The sequence below is a fragment of the Brevibacterium metallidurans genome (assembly GCF_037101285.1).
GTDB lineage: Bacteria > Actinomycetota > Actinomycetes > Actinomycetales > Brevibacteriaceae > Brevibacterium > Brevibacterium metallidurans.
This window is the reverse complement of sequence record NZ_BAAAAF010000028.1, coordinates 1-17,583: the sequence shown is the minus strand read 5'-3', so window position 1 is coordinate 17,583 and position 17,583 is coordinate 1. Positions and strand designations below refer to the sequence as shown.

The window sequence follows — 17,583 nt, the reverse complement described above, 5'->3', positions numbered from 1 at the left end:
AACGGCCGACTCGAACACCTCCGCGGCTCCGCCCTCGGCTTCCGCAACCTCACCCACTACATCGCCCGATCTCTACTCGAGGCCGGCGGATTCAGACCCCGACTACACCCTCAACTGCGATGAGCCGCCAAAGTTGTTGAAAGGTGATACGTTTGCCTCCCCAGCGAACGCAGCGACCGACCTCATCCCCTCAGGAGGACGCCATGCCGAAGGTCCAGCCCGAACCCATTCGCGATCCCGACACCGACCGCCTGCTCACCCCGAGCAACTGCGCCATCGCGCTCATCGACTACCAGCCCGAACAGTTCTCGACCGTCGGCTCGACGACGCGCAAGGAGATCTTCCTCGGCGTCATCACCCTGGCCAAGCTCTCCCGCGCGTATGAGATCCCCACCGTGCTCTCGACCGTCGGCGTCGACCTCGGCGTGAACACGGGCACGATCTCAGAGATCAAGGACGAACTGCCCGACCTCGAGGAGATCGACCGCACCGGCGTCAACTCGTGGGAGGACGCGGACTTCCGGGCCGCGATCGAAGCGACCGGACGGAAGAAGATCGTCATCGCGGGCCTGTGGACGGAGGTCTGCCTGACCTTCCCCACCCTCGACCTCCTCGCCGAGGGCTACGAGGTCTACCCCGTCATCGACGCGGTCGGCGGCGTCTCGGACGACGCCCACAACTCGGCGATCACCCGCATGGTCACCGCCGGCGCGCACCCGATCACCTCGCTCGCCTTCGGGGCCGAACTCATGCGCAACTGGGCGCGCTCCGACTCCGACCGCTACCGCACGATCATCAACGACTACTTCAGCCGCAAGCGCGCGATCGGCGACAGCTTCGGCAACTGAGGCGGGGTTTGCCCCAAGACAACTGAATCGCACCACCCCTGACCAGGAGACATGACCTCATGACAGACACCGCGCAGGCTGGTCCCGAAGAGCGCGTCGCCCTGGTCACGGGCGCAACGGGGGCGATCGGCGCCGCCGTGTGCCGGACCCTGGTCGACCAGGGCTTCCGGGTGGCGATGCTCGCCCGCAACTTCCGGCGCCTCGAACGCCTCGAGACGCAGATCGGGCAGCCCGACCGCACGCTGATCATCCGCGCCGACGTCACCGAGCCCTTCGACCTCGTCGAAGCCCGCGACGCGATCCGCGAACGCTTCGGCACCGACCCCGACCTGGTCATGGTCAGTGCCGGCGTCATGCGGGCCGGCAACTTCGAACAGGCCGTGCCCTCGGAGTGGAAGTCGATGATCTCGACGAACGTCCAAGGCGCCCTCTACACCGCCCAGACCTTCGCCGACGGGTTGCTGCGGATCGGGGAGACCGGGCACCGGGCCGACCTCATCTTCGTCGGCTCCGCCCCGGCCCCGCAGCGGGCGAAGAGCTACGCGGTGTTCTCGGCCATGGCCGCCTCGGTCGAACAGCTCGCGAAGCACCTGCGCGCCGAATACGGCGAACGCGGCGTCCGCGTCCACCACATCGCCCCGTTCTACATCACCTCCCAGCTCGGCGCCGATATGAGCGACGTCGAGCACTACCAGCGCTTCCAGCAGCGGGCCGATGAGTTCTCCTCGATCGACCCGGGAAGTGTGGCCCACCTCGTGAAATTCATGACGACCCTGCCCACGCGCGCGAACCTCGCCGCAGCCACGATCCGACCAGTGAGGAGCTGACATGCTCAGCGGCATCCGCGAGTTCTTCCGCACCGAGAGTGCCGGAGCCGTCGTCCTCCTGGCCGCCACGGTGATCGCCCTGCTCTGGGCGAACCTCTCACCCGAGTCCTACAACACCGTCATCAAGACCGAGTTCGGCTTCACCTTCGGCGGCTCCGAACTCGAGATGTCCTTCCAGCACTGGATCAACGACGCGGTGATGATGGCGTTCTTCTTCCTCGTCACCCTCGAGGTGAAGAAGGACGTTGTCCTCGGCGAGCTGCGGTCGTGGAAGCGGGCGGCCCTGCCGATCGTCGGCGCCGTGGCCGGCCTCATCGTCCCCGCCCTCATCTTCGTCGCCATCACCCGGGGCACCCCCGAGGTGGGAGCCTGGGGTGTCGTCATCTCCACCGACACCGCGTTCGTCGTCGGCATCCTCGCCGCCTTCGGCTCCCGCATCCCCGCTCAGCTGCGCGTGTTCATCCTCGCCCTCGCCGTCGTCGACGACATCGGGGCGCTGGGCGTCATCGCGTTCTTCTACACCGAGGACATCGACCTCGTGTGGCTCGGCATCGCCGCGATCCTCGCCGGAGTCACGTGGTTCGTCCAGCGGATGCAGGCCTGGCGCGGCCTCGTCTACGCCGTCCTCGGCGTCCTCCTCTGGTTCGCCGTCCTCCAGTCCGGGGTCCACGCGACGATCGCCGGCGTCATCCTCGGCCTCCTCCTGCCCGTCTTCCCGCCGCGGCATCAGCTCGTCGATGAGGCCGAGGACCTCACCCAGAGCTTCCGCCGCAGCCCGAACGCCGAACGCGGCATGTCCGCGGCCGAGGGGATCCTCAAGTCGGTCTCGATCAACGACCGCTTCCAGCTCTCCCTGCGCCGCGTCGTCAGCCTCGTCATCGTCCCGATCTTCGCCCTCGTCAACGCCGGTGTCCTGATCACGAGCGAGTCCCTGTCCCACGCCTTCAACTCGGCACTGACCTGGGGCGTCATCGCCGGTCTCGTCGTCGGCAAGTTCGTCGGCATCTTCGGGGCGACGATGCTCGGCCGACGTCTGCACATCGGCGAGCTCTCCGAGGCGCTGCGGGCCAGGCACATCGCCTCGGGTGCGTTGCTCACCGGCATCGGCTTCACGATCTCCCTGTTCATCGTCGACCTCGCCATCACCGACGAGGTGGCCCAGTCCGATGCCCGCATCGGCATCCTCACCGGTTCGGCGCTCGCGGCTCTCCTCGGCGTCGTCAGCCTCCAGCTCACCGCCCGCTACGACCGCAAGCACGCCCCCGCTCGGGTCCAGCTCAATCGTCCGATCGACCCGGCCCGCGACCACATCTTCGGTCCCCCCGAGGCGGCCAACTCCCTGACCGTCTACGGGTCCTTCGGCGGCCTCGACGACGCCAACACCGAGGAGATCCTCGACCAGGTCATCGACCACTACGAAGGCGACATCAACTTCGTCTTCCGCCACATCAGGCCCACCGCCGACGGTGCCCCCGAGGAGACCGCGGAGGCCCTCGAAGCCGTCTCCGCCCAGCAGCGGAAGCTCTTCTGGTCGATGCGCCACGAACTCAACGAGATCAGTGAGGAACGCAGTTTGGACAACCGTGAGCTCCTGCGCGCCAGCGTCAACGTCGGCGCCAACCTCTCCCGGGTCGAGGACGATCTGCGTCGCGACGTCCACGTGGGCCGGGTCGACGAGGACTACCTCGACGCGGAGAACATGGGTCTGCGCAGCGGTCCCGTGCTCTTCGTCAACGGCCTCCTCTACGACGGGGACATGGAGCCGAACGCGATCATCGCCGACCTCGACGCGACCCGCGCCGAACAGCCGGACCCGATGACGCGCCCCGACCACATCCTCACCTCGGACTGCGCCGTCCAGGGCAGCCCCACTTCCCATGTGCGCGCGGGGAGGCTGGCATGAGCACGGCTCCCCACATCATCACCGGCGGTGCCAGCGGCGTCGGCCTGGCGACTGCGCAGCGTCTGCTCGATCGGGGAGATACCGTCGTCGTCATCGACCGCAACCCGATGCCCGCGGAGATCGCGGGCCACCCCGAACTCACGTTCTTCGACCAGGACGTCGCCGACACCGCGGGCATGGATGCCCTCGGTGCCGAGATCAGGCAGCGCTGGCCGCGGTGTGCCTCGGTGATCGCGAGCGCGGGCATCAACTACGTCGGATCGTTCCCCGACATGCCCTTCGCCCGGTGGAACGAGGTGATGACGACGAACTTCATCGGCACCGTCCACATCGTCCACGCCGTCCTGCCCTCCCTCGAGGCCTCCGCCGAGGCGGGCGGCACCGCCGACGTCATCACGATCGGATCGATCGCCGACCAGGCGCACTTCGACAATGCGACGATCTACGGGGCGTGCTCGGCTGCGCTCAAGGCCTTCGCCGACCACCTGCGCATCGAGTTGCGGGAGCGGAACGTGCGCGTGTCGAACGTCGCCCCCGGATACATCCGCGGTCCCTTCGCCGAGGCCCTCGAGGGCCTCGCCCACGAGTACAACTGGCTCGGCGAGGGCCTCCTCGACCCCGATGACGTCGCCCACGTCATCGAGTTCACGCTCGACCAGCCGGCCGGCGTCCACCTCGGCGATCTCGACATCGTCGCCACGAAGGAGGGCTGGGCATGACGAGGAAAGAGGGCGCGGCATGACTCTCGAGGACCTCTCGCGGCTGCAGTTCGCGCTCACCGCGATGTTCCACATCATGTTCCCCGCGATGACGGTGGGACTCTCGATCTTCCTCACCGTCGTCTACGGGCTGTACTGGAAGACGAAGAAGCCCGTGTTCCTGCAGATGTTCCGGTTCTGGCGGCGGATCTTCGGCGTCGGGTTCGCCCTCGGCGTCGTCGCCGGTGCCGTGCTCACCTTCGAGTTCGGCCTCAACTGGGGTGTGTTCTCCCGGGTGACCGGTCCGATCATCGGTCCGATCATCGCGATGGAGGTCGTCACCGCGTTCTTCGTCGAGGCCGGATTCATCGGCATCCTCCTCTACGGTGACGGGCGGGTGAAGGAGCGGACGATGTTCATCTCCAGTGTCCTCGTCTCGATCGGCACGCTGCTGTCGACGACGTGGATCCTCGTGGCGAACTCGTGGATGCAGACCCCGGCCGGGTTCCGGGTCGCCGACGACGGGACGTTCGTGCCGACGAACTGGCTCGAGGTCATCTTCAATCCCTCCTTCCCGCTGCGCTTCACCCACATGCTGCTCGCCGTCCTCATCTCCTCCTCGGTGGTCATCGCCGGCATTGCCGCGTGGTACCTCATCAAACGCCGGTCGCTGCCGTTCGCCAGACGTTCGTTCTCGATCGCCCTCGGCGTCCTCGCCGTCCTCCTGCCGATCCAGATCTCCGTCGGCGATGACGTCGCCGTCGAAGTCGTCGCCGAACACCAGCTGCCGAAGTTCGCGGCCATCGAAGGCCACTGGAATTCGACGAGCAACGGCTGGCGCGTCTTCATCATCACCGACCAGGAGAACCAGACGAACCGGGCGACGGTCGAGATCCCGTTCCTCGGTTCGTTCGTCGGGCAGGACCTCAGCGGGAAGCTGACGACGCCGGGCCTCCATGATGTCGCCCCGCGGGCGGACCAGCCGCCCATGTGGATGGCGTTCTGGGGCTTCCGGCTGATGTTCTACGGCTCGATCGTGCTCTTCGCGATCGCCATGAACAGCGTCATCCTGCGTCTGCGGGGCAGACTCTACGACTCCCCGCGCTTCCATCGTTTCTGCCTGTGGGCGGCACCCGTGGGCATCCTCGCGATCATCGGCGGCTGGGTGACCGCGGAGACCGGGCGTCAGCCGTGGGTGGTCTACGGTCGCCTGCGCACCGAGGACGCCGTGTCCGATCTGGCGCCGGCGAACCTCGTGTTCTCCGTCGCAGGGTTCATCCTCGTCTACGCGGTCATGCTCGCCGCCTACATCGGCTACATCGTCTGGGCCGTGCGCCGCGGTCCCGAGCACGACCTGCCCGGCGCCGAGGTGGCCGACGACGATCTCGACGACCTCGACGGGGACCTCGAATTCGCCGGGGTCGACGACGGCAGGGCGGGCGGAAGCACGCCCGCGGGCGGCGCTCTGCCGGACGGGGGTGGCAGCGCTCCACCGGGGGACACGGCGCCTCCGGGTGACCGCCTCGGCGAGGGAAGGACCCCGTGATGCTGCAGGAACTCTGGCTGATCGTGCCCGTGCTGTGCCTGACGATGTACATCGTTTTGGACGGCTACGACCTCGGGGTGGGCATCCTCCTCCTCGGCGAGCGCGACCGCAGACGTCGGCGGGAGGGCGTCGAAGTCGTCGCGCAGACCTGGGATGTCAACGAATCGTGGCTCATCCTCCTCGGGCTCTCGCTGTGGGCGGGCTTCCCCGCCGTCTACGGGGCGGCGCTGCCGCACCTCTACATCCCCGTCATCGTCATGCTGCTGTGCCTCATCGTCCGCGGCTTCTCCACCGAACTCATCTCCCACCGCCACGACGCCGCCGAGGCGTGGGTGCGGGCCTTCAGCATCGCCTCCTTGGGCGCCGCGCTCGCGCAGGGGTTCGCCCTCGCGGGACTGACGCGGGAGGTCACGCTCAACGATCGCAACGAATTCGTCGGCACCCCGACCGTGTGGGACGCTTCGACGGTGGGGATGACGCTGCTCATCGTCATCGGGGTCGTCCTCGTCTACACGACGCTCGGCGCGGCGTTCCTCCGGCGCAAGGTCGACTCACCGGTCGCGGTGAGTGCGGGCCGGACGCTGCTGCTGCTCGCCGTCGTCGTCCTCGCCCTCATCGTCGCCCTCCTCGGGACCACGGCGGTGCCGCTGACCTGGGACGGCACCCAGGGCATGGTCGTCATCGCGCTGCTCGCCGTCGGTGCGGTCGGTGCGCTGTTCGCATGGCGTGCGCTGGCCCCGGGGGCGCCCCCGGCGAGTGCGTACCGGTGGACGCTGCTCGTGGTCGTCGCGTGCCTCCTCGCGATCGTCGTCGGTCGGTACCCGGTGCTTCTGGCCCCGGATCTCACCGTCGCCGAGGCGGCCGCCCCCACCATCACGCTCGTGTTCCTCTTCATCGGCGTCGGGGTCAATGTGCTCCTCAACATCTTCTACACGATCTTCGCGCACCGAGTCTTCGCCGGTTCCCTCTACGGTGAGGCCGCGAGCGACCGAGAGGCGGCCCAGTCATGAGCGATGAGCGCAACGTGGTTCCGAGCGACGAGGCGGCTGCAGGTTCGCGGGGCGCCGAGGCGCGCGGCATGGAGGCGGACGCTGATTCGCGGGGCAAGGAGGCGGCCCGAGTTTCGCGGGGCGCGGGCGGCGGCCTGGTGAGGACGATCCTCCGCCGCATCGGCTACACGCTCCTCGGAATCCTCCTCTACGCGATCGCGATGAACATGTTCTCGGGATATCCGGAGATCGGTTCGCAGTGGATCAACCGTGCGGCCACCCTCGCGATCGTCATCTTCGCCGCCGTCGTCTTCATCCGCGACGAACGCCGCCGCTCCCGCGAGGACGAGGACGACCCGCACGCCGATGCCCGCTGACGAGGCAACCGCCTCGGCGACGGACCCTGACACGACGAACGGGGCTGCCACCGGGGCGGAAGTCGGTGCGAACACCGCGTCTGCGACGGCTGCGTCCGGCGACGCCGTGCCCTCCGGCGATGCGGCGGCGTCAGGCGATTCGGTGGCTTCCGGCGACGCGGCAGCGACGGCGTGGATCGCTGTCCAGACTGATCCCGGACGGCTCGCGTTCCGCTTCTCCGCCTTCGCCGAGGTCGCCTCGACCATCGCACTGATCGCCCAATGGGCGCTGCTGGGCGCGGGGATCGCCGCGTGGATGAGCGGCACCGGATCGGCGCTCGGCCTGTTCATCGGGGTCGGGATCGCCGCACCGGTGCGGCTCCTGCTGCGGGTGCTCGCAACCCGCCTCGCCGAGGTGGGACGGAAGCAGATCATCACCTCCGTGCGGACAGGGCTCGTGCCCGAGCTGCTCGCCGCTTCGGGGAGGACACGCGCGAACGACGCCGCCGACGTCCTCATCGACCATGTTCCCGTCGTCGCCGGCTACCTGGCCGGATCGGGGCCGCTGCGGATCGCCGCGGTGCCCTCGACGCTGCTCATCCTCGCAGCCGTCGCCCTCGTCCACTGGCCCGTCGCAGTGCTGCTGGTGCTGTGCACGGCACTCCTGCCGCTCAACCTCAGACTCGCCGGACAGGCGACGGTCAATGCCGGACGCAGGCAGCTCGCGGCCTCGCGGCGACTGTCGGCGATCGTCACCGAAAGCGTGCGCGGGCTGCCGACGCTCGTCAGTCTTCGCGCCACCGCCCGACGACGGACGGTGCTCGGCCGGGCCTCGACCCGACTCGAGAAGTCGACGCTGCGCGTGCTCACCTACGCGTTCCTCTCCGGGGCGGTCATGGACGTCGCGGTGACGTTCGCGATCGCCGTGTCGGCGACCTATACGGGGCTCGTGCTGCTCGGTTTCGTCACTCTGCCGGGGACGCCGGCGCTCAATTTGGGTGGTGCGTTGTTCGTGTTGCTCCTCTGCCCGGCCTACTTCGCCCCTGCGCAGCGGGCGGCCCGCGGCTTCCACGACCGCGACGACGCCCTCGTCGCCGCCCGGGCGATCCTCGAGGCGAGTGCTGCTGCCTCTGGTCCCGTTGCCTCGGGCCACGTTGCCTCGGGTGCCGGCGCGTCAAGATCCGGGTCGGCCCCGGTGCCCGCGGCCGACCCGGCACCGGGAGCTATCTCGGCGGCACTCGCCTTCTCCGAATACGACGAGGCCGCGTCCGCCTCGGCGTTCCCGTACTTCGACCTCCGCGAGGTCAGCGTCGTCGACGGGTCGACCCGCATCCTCGACGAGGTCAGCTTGACGGTCCCGGCAGGGCAGTGGACGGCGGTGAGCGGACCCTCGGGCTCGGGCAAGACCACCCTGCTTCAGCTCCTCGCCGGCAATCGGGCCCCGAGCGCCGGGACGATCGACCGAGCGGCCGCTCAACCTCACGGCTGGCTCGGGTCCGACACCGTCGTCCTCGGTACGACGCTGGCGGAGAACATCAGCCTCGGCGATGCGTCGATCGACTCGGAGGCCGTGCGCGCTGCCGCGCACGTGGCGGGTCTCGACCCTGTCATCGCTGACCTCCCCGAGGGCATCGGCACAGTGCTCGGCACCACGGGCGGGGGCGCTTCGGGTCGGAAGCTGTCCGCGGGGGAGCGCCGACGGGTGGCGGTCGCCCGTCTCGTGGCTGCCGACCGCCGACTGTGGATCCTCGACGAACCCACCGCCCACCTCGATCGGGCGACGGAGAGCGCGATCCTTGAGACCCTGCGCCGTGCGAGCGTGGGGCGCACCGTCGTCGTCGCCACCCACTCCTCGGCGGTGATGGCAGCCGCCGACAGAGTCTGCGAGCTGCGGGACGGGGCCGTAGTCGCGGCGGGTCCTAGTGCAGACCCGCGCCCCACAAGCCCGAGTTCGGACTCGAGCCCCACGAGGGACGACGCATGAGTCCCCGGCCCCCGATCCACGTGCTCGCCCTCACCGTGGCCGTCGCCGCCGAGCTGTGTTCGCTCGCGCTGCTGGCCGTCTCCGGCTGGTACCTTGCCGCGTGCGCGCTCGCCGGCCTCGGACTGCTCGCGACGTTCTCCTACCCGACGCCGAGCGGCATCGTTCGCCTCCTTGCGCTCGGTCGGATCGCGGGCAACTACGGGCAGAACGTCCTCCTCCACCGGGCCGCACTTGCCGACACGACCCGGGAGCGACTGCGCGTCTACGACGACCTCGCCCGGGGTCCTGGCGGTGCGGCCGGATCGAGTGCTGAGGACGACCCGGGCGCTGCCAGCCCCAAGAGCACCTCAGGCTCTCCGAGTGCTGCCGGACCCTCAGCCTCTGCTGTCGCCTCGGGCGCTGCTGTTGACGCAGGCGCCGCAGTCGGCAGGATCCCTGCCGTCGACGATCGCACGGTCGACCGCCTGCTCACGGATGCGCGGGTCAGCGGCGAACGCGTGTTGCGAGTGACCGCGCCGATCGTCGTCACCTGCGCCGCCGTCGTCGCCGCGGGCATCGTCGCTGCGGTGACGATGCCTGCCGTGACGATCCCCCTCCTGCTCGGTGCGGCGGTGATGATCGTCCTCGCGCTCGTGCCGGCGGCTCCCGACGAGGGTCACGGCCGACTGCGCGCCGAGGTGCTCGCAAGCATGGAGGCCGCCCCCGAACTCGACTCGCTCGGCGGGACGCCGCTGCTGCGCGCCCGGGTGCTCGATCAGCTCGCCGAGCTCAGCGCCGCCGATCGCCGGAGGGCCAGCCGACGCACGTGGCGTCAGCTCGGCGCGGCGCTCGCCGCCGGGGTGTCCTTTGGGACGATCGTCGTCGTAGCCGCGCTCGCCTCGGGCGTGGGAACCGGGGTGGGGGATACTGCGACGGCCTCAGGGTTCGGCGCGGACCTGGGGTCGGTACCCCTGTTCGTCATGGTCGTCTGCCTCGCCTTCGGCGTCCTCGAGCGGACCTTCGCGCTCGGCGACATTGTCCCCCACCTGCAGAGACTCCGCAGCATCGACGCCGGCCGAGGTGACGCGTCCCAGCCCGCCCACACCTCGGCGGTCGAGGTCGACGCCACCGATGCCGGGGCAATCGGGATCACGCTGGGCGCAGGTCACGAGCTCGACGTCCCCGCGGGGACGTCTGCGGCGATCATCGGACCCTCGGGAGCCGGCAAGTCGACGCTGCTCACCGCGATCGCGCGATCGGTTCGGCAGCGCCGGTCGCTCACGGTCGCCCATGTCACCGACGACGAGTTCCTCTTCACCGGCACCGTGGCAGGCAACCTCCGCCTCGGCGCCCCTGGACAGCGAGGCCGCAAAACGGACGCTGACTCAGCGAGCTCCGGCGACGACCAGCCGACCGCTGTCGGCGATGCTCTTGTCGGCGATGCTCCGAACGCCAGCGTGAGCGTCGCTTCGCCGTCCGTGGGCACCGACCTCGCCGAGGTGCTCGCCGACCTCGGCCTCGACGACGTCGACGCGGATACGCGCACAGGGATCAACGGTCGGGCGCTCTCCCGTGGGGAGACCCGGCGGCTCATCATCGCCCGCGCCGTCCTCTCTCGGCCCGATGTCCTCCTCATCGACGAACCCGATCTCGGTCTTGACGCGGACACGTATGTGCGGGTGCTCGGGTTCGTCCGCGATCGCCTGCCCGACGCGACGGTCATCCTCGCCGCACACAGTGCCCCACCTGCGGTCACGCGCGTCCTCGACCTCGGAGGCGCCTCGGCGATCCGCTGATCAGGCGATCCCCGCAGGTTTAGACTGCAGGCATGGTCGACGACCTCATCCGGGCGCCGCATCCGGCGCTGCGGCCCTACCTCGGCGACTATGTCGGGTATGACTTCGCGGGGATGCCACCCGGGATCCACCTCGGGCTGCCTTCGGGCGCGCTGACGTTCATCGTCGCGATCGATGAGCCGCTGCGCCAGCTCGACGCCGAGGCAGGGGCCGAGGACCGTTTCGACGTGCTCCTCGCCGGTCTTCACCTCAGGCCGACCCTCGTCTCCCACGAGGGGACCATGGCGGGCATTCAGATCAACCTCACCCCGTTCGCGCCGCGCGCGCTGTTCGGGCTGACCGCCGCGGAGTACAGCCACCATTCCGTGGATCTGCGCGAGGTCACCAGGCCCATTGCGGTCGAACTCCACGAACGTGTCAATGCCGAATCCGGCTGGGCCGGCCGGTTCGCCGCGGTCGATACGGTGCTGGTGAAGTGCCTGCGCGACGGCGGACGCCTGCGCGACGGCGTGGCCCCGCGCCGGGAGGTCATCGAGGCGTGGGACGTCATCCTCGGCAGCCATGGCCGGGCCACCGTCGCACGGCTCGCCGAGCATGTCGGGTGGAGCAGGCGCCACCTGACAGCGCAGCTGCGTGCCGAGGTCGGCATCGGTCCAAAAGACGCTGCTCGGGTCGTCCGCTTCGATCGGGCCCGGCGGCTCGTCGCCGGGATGGGCGGGATCGGCACGGGCGACGGCGCTGTGAGCGATGAGGATGGTGGTGCGCGTGGCAGCGGGGACCGCTGGCCGAAGAGTCGGCCGGGGAGTCGGCCGATGCGACGTGAGAGAACGCCGGGTTCCCTCGCCGAGGTGGCCGCCGTATGCGGCTTCGCAGACCAGTCACACCTCGTCCGGGATTTCACGGCCTTCGCGGGCCTGTCGCCGACAGCATGGCTTGCGGCAGATCCGATCATCGCGCATGGAGCGGCCGGACGCGACGGGGCCGACAGGGACTGAGGCCGGTTGCAGCATGGCAGACAGGGACTGAGGCGGCAGAAACGTGAGCGGCCGAGTAGACATCGCGTGAACAGAACACGGGTGAGCCGAGGTCGGATGAACTGAGACCGGGTGAGTCGGGACCGGTAGCAGTTCCCATTCGTCCAAGACATGACAGGCGATCGCCGCGCATGCTGGAGCTGACAGCTCCCACAGCGAAAGGATCCACGATGACGACGACTCCCGAACCCAGCACGACCGAAACCACGACGACCGCACCGACAGCGACCGAACCCAGCACGACCGCACCGACAGCGACCGGCGCAGCAACGACCGCCTCGGCGAACCCTGACTCCGCGCCAACGCAGGCGAACGTCTGGCCGACCTTCCGCTACCGCGACGCGAAGGCTGCGATCACCTTCCTCACCAGCGCCTTCGGCTTCGAGGTCGCGGTCGAGTACACGAACGCCGACGATCCCACCGTCGTCGAACACGCGGAGCTCGCGTGGCCGGGTGGAGGTGGGATCATGCTCGGCTCGGCTCGCGACGACGGCGGAGTGATGACTTCAGTCGGCGTCGCGAGTGGATCGGTCTACATCGCCGTCGACGACGTCGATTCCCTCTTCCGCAGAGCCACCGACGCCGGAGCGAGCGTCGTTCGGGGCCTCACGGAGATGGACTACGGCTCGTGCGACTTCAGCGTCACCGACCCCGAAGGCGTGCTGTGGAACTTCGGCACCTATCGGGGCGCGGGCCGCGCATGACCGGGACCTGCCGCGCATGACCCGAACCGGCCGCAGATGACCGGTGCCGGCCGCGAGTGACCGGCGCCGAGAGCCTACGGCCCCGGCGCTGAGCTCAGGACGTTCCGGGCGGATTGTCGCCAGCAGAATCGGGCTGGAACGACCCGGACTCGACGCGGGCGGATACGCCCTCGGCCCACCGGTAGGGGCGCGTGGCGATGAGGGCCCCGATCGACCTGCGCAGCCGTGAGATCTCCGCACGGACGGTGACCACATGGTCGGAGTCCCCGTAGAGGCGCGTGCTCAGGGCGGATGCGCTCACACCATCGACCCCCGCCGAGGTGACCTCCGCGAGGATCTGGGCGTGCCGTTGAGTCAGCGGCACGACGAGCGGCTCCTCAGCGGAACGCACCTCGAGCACCGCCGGGCGGGCGTCGAGCCGAAGCACGACGGAGGTGTGCCGCTCCCCGGCGGGACGCAGCAGCCACCCGCCGGGCACCCGCTCGGGCAGGCAGAGCCCGGCACCGGGGATGAGCACCGTGCGGTCGGCCGCGGGCACGTCGATGCGGTCACGGGTCGTCACACCCTGCCGGTAGGCCACCCACCCGTCGTCGTCGACGACGAGAGCGGGCTCCCGACTGCCGCCGAGAATCGTCGAATACCGGGTGCGCAGAGTGCCCAGCTGCTCCTGATGACCGAGCAGAAGTCTGGCCTCGGCCAAGCGCACAGCCGTCGTGACCAGCGACTGCACCGTCGGGTGGAGCGTGAGCGCGGGACCGCTGATGTCGACGACGCCGAGCAGCTGTCCGTCCCGAGGATCGTGGATCGGCACCGCACTGCAGTACCACGGGTGCTGCGAGGTCTCGAAGTGCTCGGCGGAGAAGAGCTGAACCGGTGCCTCCTCGGCGAGCGCTGTGCCGATCGCATTGGTCCCGACGACGCTCTCCGACCAGTGCGCCCCTTCGACGAAGCCCAGCCCGTCGGCCTGCTTCCGCGCCCTGACCGCACCATCACGCCAGAGGATCACCCCGTCGGCGTCGGTGACGACGAGGATGAACGCCGCGGCGGCGGGAGTCTGCAGGAGCACGGAACGGAGTTCGTCGACGATGAGGCGCAGCTGCGAGCGATGCCGGCGGGACTCGACGTCCGCCTCGGCGGAATGGACCCGACGATTGCCCCCGGTCGGATCGAGCCCCAGGCGCAGCATCCTCTCCCACGAGCGCGCGACGAGCGCTCGCGGCTGCGCCGGCGGTGGGCCGCCGGTGATCACGGCATCGTGGATCCGGGTCAGATCCCTGGCCAGGTGTGCCAGGTCCGGGGCGGGCATGCCACGAGTATAGGGCTTTGCCGACGACCTGCCGATGCAACTTCGTGCAACCCTGTCGGCCGAGCCGACGCCACCGTAGGTTGATCGCACACGGCTCAACGACGAGGAGTGAGAGATGACAACGACGATGCAGCGCGAACAGCTCACGGCTGACGAGATCGCCACCGGATGGCTCGACGAGTTCGGTTCGACCCTCCGCAAGCGCGATATCGAGGCCGCGGTGGAGCTCTTCGCGACCACGAGCTTCTGGAGGGACCTCGTATCCTTCTCCTGGAACCTCACGACGACCGAGAACCGCGACGGCGTCCGCGACCTCCTGGAGGAGACGCTCGAGCGGGTCGACCCTGCCGACTTCGAACTCGCCGAACCCGCGGAGAGCGCGGACGGAGTGACCACGGCCTGGTTCACGTTCACCACCTCGGTGGGCAGGGGCAAAGGCCTCGTCCGCCTCATCGACGAGGACGGACCGAAGGCGTGGACCCTGCTCACCTCGCTGCAGGAGCTCACCGGACACGAGGAGCCCCGCGGCATCCGCCGGGTCAAAGGTGCCGAACACGGCGTCGACCCCGACCGGAAGAGCTGGTCGGAGAAGCTCGCCGAGGAGGATGCGGCGTGGGGTGAGACCGCGCAGCCGTACGTCCTCGTCGTCGGCGGCGGGCAGGGCGGGATCGCCCTCGGTGCCCGGCTGCGGCAGCTCGGGGTGCCGGCGCTCGTCATCGACCGGTGGGAGCGGCCCGGCGACCAATGGCGGTCGCGGTACAAGTCGCTGTGCCTCCACGACCCTGTCTGGTACGACCACCTGCCGTACCTGAAGTTCCCCGACAACTGGCCGGTCTTCGCCCCGAAGGACAAGATCGCGGACTGGCTGGAGTTCTACACCCGGGTCATGGAGATCCCGTACTGGTCGTCGACGACGGCCACCTCGGCGAAGTATGACGACGCGGCGGGCCGGTGGACGGTCGAGATCGAGCGGAACGGGCAGCGCCGCACCCTCACACCAGCGCACCTGGTCATGGCCACGGGAATGTCCGGGAAGCCGAACATCCCGACCTTCCCCGGCAACGAGGTCTTCCGCGGCGAGCAGCAGCACTCCTCCCAACACCCGGGACCCGACGCGTACGCGGGGAAGAAGGTCGTCGTCATCGGCAGCAACAACTCCGCGTTCGACATCTGCGGTGCACTGTATGAGAACGGCGCCGAGGTGACGATGGTGCAGCGTTCGAGCACGCACATCGTCAAGAGCGATTCGCTCATGGAGATCGGTCTCGGCGACCTCTACTCGGAGCGGGCGGTCGCCGCCGGGATGACGACAGAGAAGGCCGACCTCATCTTCGCGTCCCTGCCGTACAGGATCATGCACGAGTTCCAGATCCCGCTCTACGAGCAGATGAAGGACCGGGACGCCGACTTCTACCGGCGCATGGAGGCGGCCGGGTTCGACCTCGACTTCGGTGACGACGGGTCCGGACTCTTCCTCAAGTACCTGCGCCGAGGTTCGGGCTACTACATCGACGTCGGTGCGGCCGAGCTCGTCGCCGACGGCAAGGTGGGGCTCGCGAAAGGCCAGGTCGACCACCTCACCGAGGATGCGGTGGTCCTCTCGGACGGCACGGTCCTGCCCGCTGACCTCGTTGTCTACGCCACCGGCTACGGGTCGATGAACGGCTGGGTCGCCGACCTCGTCGACGAGGAGACCGCGGACCGGGTCGGCAAGTGCTGGGGTCTCGGCTCGGACACGACGAAGGATCCCGGCCCGTGGGAGGGCGAGCAGCGCAACATGTGGAAGCCCACCCAGCAGGAGAACCTGTGGTTCCAGGGCGGCAACCTCCACCAGTCGAGGCACTACTCCCTCTACCTCGCCCTCCAGCTCAAGGCCCGTTACGAAGGGATTCCGACGCCGGTCTACCGGCTGCAGGAGGTCCACCACCTCGGGTGAGGGAGTGGTGGGGCTAGGGCGTGGGGCGCGGGGCGTGAGCGCTGCTCTCGGCCGGGCTTCTGGACGCTGAGTGTCGATTCTCGTGAGCAGAATCGACACTCAGCGTCCATTTCTCCAGTCTCCCGGCGGCCGCGTGCCGTCCTGCGGAGGCTGAGCGAGTCCGAGGTGGCGCCGGATCTTGGCTTCGAGGAGCCTGTAGTCGGTGCGGCCGGTGACTCTGAGCACCGTCCAGCCTTCCTGACGCATCGCTTCGTCTCGCGCGATGTCGCTGTTCCACTGGCCCTTGGAGGTTCGGTGATGATCACCGTCGTACTCCAGGGCGAGACGGGCGTGCTCGTAGCCGAGGTCGGGCTCGACGACACGGCCGAGCTCCGCGCAGAAGATCTGCGGATGCACGGTCGGTTCCGGCAGGCCGACGGAACGCAGCCAGAGGCGAAGATCGGTCTCGCGCGGCGAGTCCACGGTGGGCCGGACAAGATCGAGCGCGGTGAGCAGGCGTCGCCGTGAGCGGATTCTCCTGGTGCCGACCACAGCGGCGGTGAGCTTCTCGAGTGTGAGGAGCGGCGGTCCGTGCCAGTTGCCGACCGCGGCATCGCCGACCCTGACCAGGTCGTCGACGTCGAGATCCGCGCCGAGTGAGATGAAGGCATGCGCAGGGTCGAGGATGGGCAGGTCGAAGAACAGGCGCGAGGTGAACAGCGTCGTGCGGTGGAAGCGGATGCCCTGTGCTCGAATACGTGCATTCCCATCGGCGGAGAAGACGTGGGTCGGAAGGTGCGGTTGGTTGCGGGGCAGCGGCCATCCGTAGAGGCATGCCGCGGTCACATGTCCGGCCGCCACCTGCGGAAACTTCAGCAGGATCGCGCGCAGACGCTGTGCCGTGTCCGTCCATTCCTCGTCGGCCCACCCGGGAGTCGGGCGTGCGACTGTCGAGGACGCATCGGCTCTGACGCCTTTGACGATCGTCGGGTAGGTGGAGGTGCGGAACAGTCTGTGCCGGGTGATGCCCCGCTTTGGTGCGGTCGCGCTGGTGAAGAGCTCCGGGCAGTCGCGCAGCTCCCATTCGCCGGTGTAGTCGCCTCCGTGGAACATGACGGCGATGGTCTCTCGGCCGCGGCGGCAGGGGAAGAGCGGCGAATGCCCCTGTGGAAACCGGTCGAGCGTCCACAGGCGTTCTGCGCATAAGTGCCCGCGCTTCTGCCCAGGCAGTGCACGAGAGTGGCATGCGTGTGGGACTTCGACCGGGCGACTGGCAGCAGACGACGAAGGTCCTGGCGCGAGCACGGCGGGCATGGCGTGTTCCCAGGACGGTGAGTGTCGATTTCGCGTGCGGATCTCGGCACTGGGAGTCCGGGAAACTCGCCGTCACCGGGTCGAGGTGGGGCTGTGCCCGTGGTAAGTCGAGCCGGCGCTGAGGCGGATCGCCGTCGACGTCGGTGGTCGGCGGCTGGTTGTCCCCAAGGAGGTGAACATAAGTGGGGTGTGGTGACCGCGTCGGCATTGGGAACCAGGGGAGAGGGTCCCGTTCTCCGGACGCTGAGTGGCGAAATCGCGCGGTGTCAAGCTGTTTGGAGTCACTCATGCTGCTTCACTAGTGAGTTGGTGACCTCCGACTTTCGGAGTCTCGTGGTTGATACCGACCACGCCGGCCGGCGCAGCCACACGTGGTGGTGTGTG

The 17,583-nt window shown here is 68.9% G+C and carries 14 protein-coding genes; 12 read left to right on the top strand and 2 right to left on the bottom strand.

What is annotated here, in order from left to right:
- Window positions 1–203 precede the first annotated feature (203 nt).
- The 11 genes from AACX88_RS17020 to AACX88_RS16970 all read left to right on the top strand — a co-directional run bounded on the left by AACX88_RS17020 (window position 204) and on the right by AACX88_RS16970 (window position 12,664).
- Window positions 204–848 carry a hydrolase gene (locus tag AACX88_RS17020; protein ID WP_339394054.1) on the top strand — a complete coding sequence of 215 codons (645 nt, stop codon included), beginning with the start codon at window positions 204–206 and terminating at the stop codon, window positions 846–848.
- A 59-nt stretch (window positions 849–907) separates the two neighbouring features.
- The gene (locus tag AACX88_RS17015; RefSeq protein ID WP_339394053.1) at window positions 908–1,675 is read left to right on the top strand and encodes an SDR family oxidoreductase; all 768 of its coding nucleotides are present in this window, start codon (window positions 908–910) and stop codon (window positions 1,673–1,675) included.
- A gap of 1 nt (window position 1,676) precedes the next feature.
- Window positions 1,677–3,578: a Na+/H+ antiporter NhaA gene (gene nhaA / locus AACX88_RS17010; RefSeq protein ID WP_339394052.1), complete on the top strand. Its 1,902-nt coding sequence runs from the start codon at window positions 1,677–1,679 to the stop codon at window positions 3,576–3,578.
- Window positions 3,575–4,297, top strand: coding sequence for an SDR family oxidoreductase (locus AACX88_RS17005; RefSeq protein ID WP_339394051.1), 723 nt, complete (start codon window positions 3,575–3,577; stop codon window positions 4,295–4,297). Before nhaA ends, AACX88_RS17005 begins: the two co-directional genes overlap by 4 nt.
- A 19-nt stretch (window positions 4,298–4,316) precedes the next feature.
- Window positions 4,317–5,822: a cytochrome ubiquinol oxidase subunit I gene (locus tag AACX88_RS17000; protein WP_339394050.1), complete on the top strand. Its 1,506-nt coding sequence runs from the start codon at window positions 4,317–4,319 to the stop codon at window positions 5,820–5,822.
- Window positions 5,822–6,832, top strand: a complete 1,011-nt coding sequence (locus AACX88_RS16995; RefSeq protein ID WP_339394049.1) for a cytochrome d ubiquinol oxidase subunit II — start codon at window positions 5,822–5,824, stop codon at window positions 6,830–6,832. The genes AACX88_RS17000 and AACX88_RS16995 overlap by 1 nt, the downstream gene beginning before the upstream one ends.
- Window positions 6,829–7,188, top strand: coding sequence for a hypothetical protein (locus AACX88_RS16990; RefSeq protein ID WP_339394048.1), 360 nt, complete (start codon window positions 6,829–6,831; stop codon window positions 7,186–7,188). Before AACX88_RS16995 ends, AACX88_RS16990 begins: the two co-directional genes overlap by 4 nt.
- Complete coding sequence (locus tag AACX88_RS16985; protein WP_339394047.1) at window positions 7,178–9,151, top strand: ATP-binding cassette domain-containing protein; 1,974 nt, start codon at window positions 7,178–7,180, stop codon at window positions 9,149–9,151. The genes AACX88_RS16990 and AACX88_RS16985 overlap by 11 nt, the downstream gene beginning before the upstream one ends.
- Window positions 9,148–10,926 carry an ATP-binding cassette domain-containing protein gene (locus AACX88_RS16980; protein WP_339394046.1) on the top strand — a complete coding sequence of 593 codons (1,779 nt, stop codon included), beginning with the start codon at window positions 9,148–9,150 and terminating at the stop codon, window positions 10,924–10,926. Before AACX88_RS16985 ends, AACX88_RS16980 begins: the two co-directional genes overlap by 4 nt.
- A 32-nt stretch (window positions 10,927–10,958) precedes the next feature.
- Complete coding sequence (locus AACX88_RS16975) at window positions 10,959–11,921, top strand: helix-turn-helix domain-containing protein (RefSeq protein ID WP_339394045.1); 963 nt, start codon at window positions 10,959–10,961, stop codon at window positions 11,919–11,921.
- Window positions 11,922–12,130: 209 nt separating this feature from the next.
- Window positions 12,131–12,664 carry a VOC family protein gene (locus tag AACX88_RS16970; RefSeq protein ID WP_339394044.1) on the top strand — a complete coding sequence of 178 codons (534 nt, stop codon included), beginning with the start codon at window positions 12,131–12,133 and terminating at the stop codon, window positions 12,662–12,664.
- A 94-nt stretch (window positions 12,665–12,758) separates the two neighbouring features.
- Here AACX88_RS16970 and AACX88_RS16965 read toward each other — a convergent pair whose 3' ends face one another.
- Entirely contained in the window at window positions 12,759–13,970 is a 1,212-nt protein-coding gene (locus tag AACX88_RS16965; RefSeq protein ID WP_339394043.1) for a GAF domain-containing protein, read from the bottom strand.
- A 115-nt stretch (window positions 13,971–14,085) separates the two neighbouring features.
- Here AACX88_RS16965 and AACX88_RS16960 point away from each other — a divergent pair, with 115 nt between their 5' ends.
- Complete coding sequence (locus AACX88_RS16960; protein WP_339394042.1) at window positions 14,086–15,906, top strand: flavin-containing monooxygenase; 1,821 nt, start codon at window positions 14,086–14,088, stop codon at window positions 15,904–15,906.
- A 99-nt stretch (window positions 15,907–16,005) separates the two neighbouring features.
- Here AACX88_RS16960 and AACX88_RS16955 read toward each other — a convergent pair whose 3' ends face one another.
- Window positions 16,006–16,998, bottom strand: a complete 993-nt coding sequence (locus AACX88_RS16955) for an endonuclease domain-containing protein (protein WP_339394041.1) — start codon at window positions 16,996–16,998, stop codon at window positions 16,006–16,008.
- Window positions 16,999–17,583: the final 585 nt, after the last annotated feature.